The 2627-nt window shown below is 59.1% G+C and carries 5 protein-coding genes; 2 read left to right on the top strand and 3 right to left on the bottom strand.

From position 1 onward, the window contains the following. The first annotated feature begins 320 nt into the window (after positions 1 to 320). On the top strand, positions 321 to 797 hold the full coding sequence (locus G0A00_RS26155) for a hypothetical protein (protein WP_164185605.1): 477 nt from the start codon (positions 321 to 323) through the stop codon (positions 795 to 797). Here G0A00_RS26155 and G0A00_RS26150 read toward each other — a convergent pair. The 3 genes from G0A00_RS26150 to G0A00_RS26460 all read right to left on the bottom strand — a co-directional run bounded on the left by G0A00_RS26150 (position 730) and on the right by G0A00_RS26460 (position 1786). Further along, positions 730 to 996 carry a type II toxin-antitoxin system RelE/ParE family toxin gene (locus G0A00_RS26150; RefSeq protein WP_164185604.1) on the bottom strand — a complete coding sequence of 89 codons (267 nt, stop codon included), beginning with the start codon at positions 994 to 996 and terminating at the stop codon, positions 730 to 732. The two genes, G0A00_RS26155 and G0A00_RS26150, sit on opposite strands and share 68 nt — an antisense overlap. A gap of 3 nt (positions 997 to 999) precedes the next feature. Further along, positions 1000 to 1245 carry a type II toxin-antitoxin system ParD family antitoxin gene (locus G0A00_RS26145; protein ID WP_203595530.1) on the bottom strand — a complete coding sequence of 82 codons (246 nt, stop codon included), beginning with the start codon at positions 1243 to 1245 and terminating at the stop codon, positions 1000 to 1002. 370 nt (positions 1246 to 1615) lie between these two features. Continuing rightward, positions 1616 to 1786: a hypothetical protein gene (locus tag G0A00_RS26460; protein WP_203595529.1), complete on the bottom strand. Its 171-nt coding sequence runs from the start codon at positions 1784 to 1786 to the stop codon at positions 1616 to 1618. A 632-nt stretch (positions 1787 to 2418) separates the two neighbouring features. Between G0A00_RS26460 and G0A00_RS26140 the strand changes: the two genes are divergently transcribed. After that, positions 2419 to 2627 (top strand): type II toxin-antitoxin system RelE/ParE family toxin (locus G0A00_RS26140; RefSeq protein WP_164185603.1); only part of this gene is annotated, 209 nt, incomplete at its 3' end.

Below are 2627 nucleotides of genomic sequence, written 5' to 3'. Positions count from 1 at the left end.
CTCGCGATCAGCGACGCTCACGGCTTCCTACACCACGCCGCGGGGCACTATCCACCATCGCCAAGGTGAAGCGCCGAATCTTAGGGTCTCCGAGACATGGCGGTGCCACTGAATCTGGGCACCTTCCCGACGCAGCATTGCACCCACATAACCGGAGTAGCGCGCGCCACATCTGGCAGCGAGACATTCTGAAAGAGATTGCATTCGGAGAAAAGGAAGAGCGCCGAGGTACCTGACAAGGTGATCGGCAGCTCGTTGCGCCTGCCTGCCGTCCCGGGTCATGAGCGACGTCTGACCGCATCGACTGATCGGTCCCTCGGGTGCCCATCGACATCGCGGGATCAGCAGCCAACTCGAGCGATCCGGCTTCTCATCCCGGTATGTTGCGGGTTTCCGCCGAAGGTTCCCAGCAGCACTTCGACGACAGGGAGATGTTCGTCTATAGGTTGTGCCACAGCACAATGGAGAGGCGCGTGGCAGAAGAAATCCTGACCCTGACAGAATTCGATCAAGAGGGGGTTTTCGACAAAATCGGGGCGCGGTTCGCTAAGGTAAAACCTGGAACGACGCTACGCGTGCGCATGCCCCTCGAACTCGGCGTGACATTTCTGGAGGAGATGGGCTCGACCGACCCAACCGCCGAGGGTCAGGTGGTGCAGGTCTCCGCGGGCTTCTCCGCCTTCATGCAGCAACATAGCCATGCGTGCGCCAAGTATAACCTGAGCATGTTCAAGGAACGAGAGGCGTTCCTAGCGGTGTTAACCATGAAAAAGCGTCCGGCTGGATCACTGGCCTGACTAGGCCCGCACGTCCGACGCCATCTGAATTCTTAGAGACGCCCACGGAAAAGCTTTCGGGGCGCGCCGCAACCTGTCCCATCTTCGCTTCAATCTCGGCAAGGAACGACATTGCCCTTTCAGGATTGTCCAAGGCAATGAAGTCCGCGACATCGACCAGATCGGTGCGCGCTGCCGGCAGAATGACAAGGCGCCGCACGAGTCAGGACTTCGCCTCGTATCGGGCGCGAAGCTCCGCGAACACCTGGTCAGCCGAAATGCCCGGACCACTCTCCAGCCCGGCCTTGATCGCATCGCGAAGGGTCTCAAGTTCGCGCCGTTCAGTATCCCGGTTTCGGGCCCAGTCACGCAAAGCTTCGCGCACGACTTCGCTCGTGGAGGCATATTCGCCCCCTGCGACCGTCTGGCGAAGCACGTCGGCTAGCTCCGCCGGCATCGTGATCGTCATTCTCTCGATCCCAGGCAACGTCTTACTCCTATAGCCTTGCGCCTACATTATCATACTTATGATGCACGCAACAGCGTGCAAGGCCTGCACTTCCGTGAAAACGAGGTCTGGAGCCTAAGGTGAGGCGAGCATCAAGCGCTCCACGGGCTGAAGAACGGCCTATGCGGCGCGTTAGCTCTAAAATATCAGCAACTCAGGATCGTGCAGCGCCGCGCGAGACAGCAGGTAACGCGCGAAAGTACCGCCAGCGGAAGACTAATTTCCGATCTCCTTTCAACCAGATAAACGCCGCATTGACGCATCCTCTGCAGACACAAAGAAGCCCGCCAGACGAGACCTGGCGGGCTTTCGGATGTCTTGTGAGAAAGTCTCAGAGAGAGGCGCCTGCCTGTCGACGTTCACGGACAGTGCCGACAGCGTCGATGAGGATTTCTGGGTCTTCGCCTTTAGCAGAGACCTTCCGAGCGATGTCGAAATCGGACAGGCCGCACTCGAGAAGCTTTTCGACCGCCTGAGATTGTTCGCGGGTAAAAATGCCCATGTTGGTGTTCTCCTATTTGTTCGCCCACGCAAAGCTCCGCACAGAGGCGAAATCATCGTCCTGCAAAGCATTCTGCATGTGTGGGGTGCCGGCGAAGCGGCCGGCGGAAGAAATCTTCTAGCACAAATGGCCATCCCGGCCAAGTGAGTTGAGAGTGTCAATTATGCGCCACATATGTCGCATTCTTGCATCACCTGGGACCCCGCTCCCCATACGTCATAGAGGCTGCGACATTTGGCCTCTAGGTCGCTCTTGAGCACGGCGTGCAACGAATGGTTGGATGAGCAGCCGTCCCGCACGCCGGTCCAATATCGGCTTTCCCCAGAGCCCTTCAGCGTGCCGTGCTCACCCCGGCCCCAACTCGCGCTCATGAGGGACGTCGATCTGCGCGGTCAGTCGCGCCGGGCCGCGCTGCCTCTGGAAGAAAACCAGCCGTCCGCGAGCTGCCCTCGGATCACATTCGAGCTAGCACGGCCTCCAAGAGGGCTGCGATCTCGCGGTCATAGGCGTATGCCAGCTTTCGCCCTGACTAGTGCGCTGGGTCCATCTTCTGGATTGGTCTGAATCCCCCTTGTAGCCTTGCGCTACAATGCTCCTTGCAATAGGGCAAAATGTAGCGTATAGCTACACCCATGCAGACGATCACCTACAGGACCGCCGCCCTTCGTACGCTCCGCAAAATGCCGCGCAACGAGGCGAAGCGGATCATCGAAAAGGTGGAACTCTACGCGACCGATCCCGAAGCGTTGTCGAACAACGTCAAGTCCCTGAAAGGCCGCGAAGGCATTCGGCTGCGGGTGGGCGACTGGAGAGTGATCATGGACGATCAGGGCGAGGTGCT

Source organism: Salipiger sp. PrR002 (assembly GCF_010500775.1).
Classification (GTDB): Bacteria; Pseudomonadota; Alphaproteobacteria; order Rhodobacterales; family Rhodobacteraceae; genus Salipiger.
This window is presented reverse-complemented; position numbering and strand designations above follow the sequence as displayed.

Excerpts from the sequence above, each read along its gene's own strand:
- G0A00_RS26145 (WP_203595530.1), bottom strand. The coding sequence starts at position 1,245 with ATGACGATCACGATGCCGGCGGAGCTAGCCGACGTGCTTCGCCAGACG.
- G0A00_RS26460 (WP_203595529.1), bottom strand. The coding sequence starts at position 1,786 with ATGGGCATTTTTACCCGCGAACAATCTCAGGCGGTCGAAAAGCTTCTC.